Annotated in this window: 2 protein-coding genes; both read left to right on the forward strand. The window is 65.3% G+C overall.

Going from position 1 to position 2,707, the window contains the following annotated elements; translation table 11 throughout:
* The first annotated feature begins 634 nt into the window (after positions 1-634).
* Positions 635-1,927: a PhoH family protein gene (locus MJ785_RS06720; protein ID WP_239309274.1), complete on the forward strand. Its 1,293-nt coding sequence runs from the start codon at positions 635-637 to the stop codon at positions 1,925-1,927.
* A gap of 156 nt (positions 1,928-2,083) precedes the next feature.
* Positions 2,084-2,707 (forward strand): peptide-methionine (S)-S-oxide reductase MsrA (gene msrA, locus MJ785_RS06725; protein ID WP_239380201.1); only part of this gene is annotated, 624 nt, incomplete at its 3' end.

A 2,707-nucleotide genomic window follows, 5' to 3' on the forward strand; every position in this document is an offset into this window, starting at 1 on the left:
TTATGGTTTTTCGCGCACTCGGATGCTGTTGGGCTCGTATGGCTCTGGACGGGATGTCGTAGTGGTCATTACCATGCTGTGTCTGCCGGCGTTTTCATGACGGTTTTTCACGATTACGGTGGACTTCTGTGGTCAGCATGCGGGGCACGGTGCTGCCGGCCGGATCGGCGTCCGCTATGCGCCATGAGCACGGCTTCGGCCGTTGTCGTTCTGGCCGGGCCCTGTCTTGCCCGCCACTCGCCGGCCGGTCCGGTGGTGACGTTCATATGAACGGCGGACTACATCGTTGTCCAAGGCTGCTCGATCCGGATTAGGCGATCAACCTGTTGTGTCTGGGACACAGGCGGTTTCGCCCGGCATCACTATATGGTCGGTGACCGTCGCCGAGTGTGTTGTGCAAAAATGGTCGCCTTTTCGAGGCGAGGGAGCTAGCGTGTGACCCTGGGTTCCGCTGGCGGACGTTACCGAAGGACGATCCGTCGGGTGGATCCAGCTGGCTCAAGTTGTGGTCCGGCACTGGGCTGGACCACTCGGGAGGCCCCTCGGTGCCGCATTCGCGACAACGCCAGGAGGCCGGTACCCGGCCCCCTGTGGGGCTTGGTCCCGGACTTCCTCCGAGTAAGCGGGTGGGCGTGTGCCACGAACGCATGTCGTCGACACAAGCGTGCTCTTGTCTGATCCTGGTGCGCTGCTGCGGTTCGCGGAGCACAATGTTGTGCTTCCGCTGGTTGTCGTAGGGGAGCTGGAAGGTAAGCGGAACCATCCCGAACTGGGTTGGTTCGCCCGTGAAGCCCTTCGTTTGCTTGACGACCTACGAATCCGCCATGGTCGGCTGGATCAGGCGTTGCCGTTGGATGACGGTGGAACTCTGCGGGTTGAGCTAAACCACAGTGACCCGGCTGTGCTCCCGCCGGGGTTTCGGGTGGATGACAATGACTCGCGCATTCTGGCGGTAGCGCTCAATCTTGCTCGGGAGGGCGACGAGGTAGTTCTTGTCACAAAAGATCTGCCGCTGCGGGTAAAGGCGTCCGCGGTGGGGCTCGCGGCCGAGGAGTACCGGGCGCAGAGCCCGGTGGACTCGGGCTGGAGCGGCATGGCCGAGCTCGCCGTCTCCCAGGATGACCTGGATCGGCTCTACGCCCGGGAGACTGTCGAGATAGCCGAGGCGGCCGGGCTGCCCTGCCACACCGGTTTGGTGCTCACCGCCGCCGGCGGCAGCGCCTCGGCGCTCGGACGTGTGACGGCGGACAAGAAGGTGTGCCTCGTCCGGGGTGACCGGGAGGCCTTCGGTCTGCACGGACGTTCCGCGGAACAACGTGTCGCGTTGGACCTGCTGCTCGATCCCGACGTTGGGATCATCTCTCTCGGTGGGCGGGCCGGCACCGGGAAGTCCGCGTTGGCGCTGTGCGCGGGCCTGGAGGCGGTGATGGAACGACGGCTGCACCGCCGGGTTGTGGTGTTCCGTCCGTTGTACGCCGTTGGTGGTCAGGACCTCGGCTATCTGCCAGGCAGCGAGAACGAGAAGATGGCGCCCTGGGCGCAGGCCGTTTTCGACACGCTCGGTGCGCTGGTCTCCCAGGAGGTCATCGAGGAGATCGCTGACCGTGGGATGCTTGAGGTGCTGCCGCTCACCCACATCCGTGGCCGGTCCTTGCACGATGCGTTCGTCATCGTGGATGAAGCGCAGTCGCTCGAGCGCGGGGTGCTGCTGACCGTACTGTCGCGACTGGGCCAAGGATCGCGCGTGGTACTTACACATGATGTTGCACAGCGTGACAATCTGCGGGTTGGCCGGCATGACGGAGTTGCCTCCGTGATTGAAACTCTCAAGGGACATCCGCTGTTCGCGCATGTCACCCTCACCCGTTCGGAGCGATCGCCGATCGCCGCACTGGTCACGACCATGTTGGAGGACCTTGTTCTGTAGCGCGGTCCGGTAGCTCACCAACGGCGGCATGGGTGCCCGACCGGCAGCGCGGCCGGTCGGGAACCCATGGCCGCGGCGGTTGTCGACCGGGCGCCCGGGAACGTATCGGGGACGGCCGCGGTTGACACCGTGGACACGTCCTGGAGGTGTTCGCACATGCTCTTCGCTCGTCACAAGCCGGCTCTGCCAACGGCGGAGCGGGCACTGCCCGGCCGCTCACAGGCGGCCTTCGCGGTACCGGACCGACACGCGGTCCTCGGTACCCCGTTGCGGGGCCCTTTCCCCGCGGGTTTCCAGATCGCGGTGTTCGGGCTCGGCTGCTTCTGGGGCGCGGAGCGGAAGTTCTGGCAGACGCCCGGGGTGTATTCCACCGCGGTCGGGTACGCGGGCGGGATCACCCCGAACCCGACGTACGAGGAGACCTGCTCCGGCCTCACTGGTCATACCGAGGCTGTTCAGGTCGTGTTCGATCCGGCCGCGGTGAGCTACGAGGACCTGTTGAAGGTCTTCTGGGAGGCGCATGACCCGACCCAGGGGATGCGTCAGGGCAACGACGTCGGCACCCAGTACCGCTCGGCGATTTACACCCACTCCGACGAGCAGCGGGCCGCGGCGGAGCGCAGCCGGGACGCTTTCCAGGCCGTCCTGACCAGGAGCGGTTTCGGTCCGATCACTACCGAGATTGCCCCGGCTGGCCCGTTCTACTTCGCCGAGGATTACCACCAGCAGTACCTGTCGGACAGCAAGAACCCGAACGGCTACTGTGGCCTTGGCGGCACA

The organism is Protofrankia sp. CiT1, assembly GCF_917627335.1.
Lineage (GTDB): Bacteria > Actinomycetota > Actinomycetes > Frankiales > Frankiaceae > Protofrankia.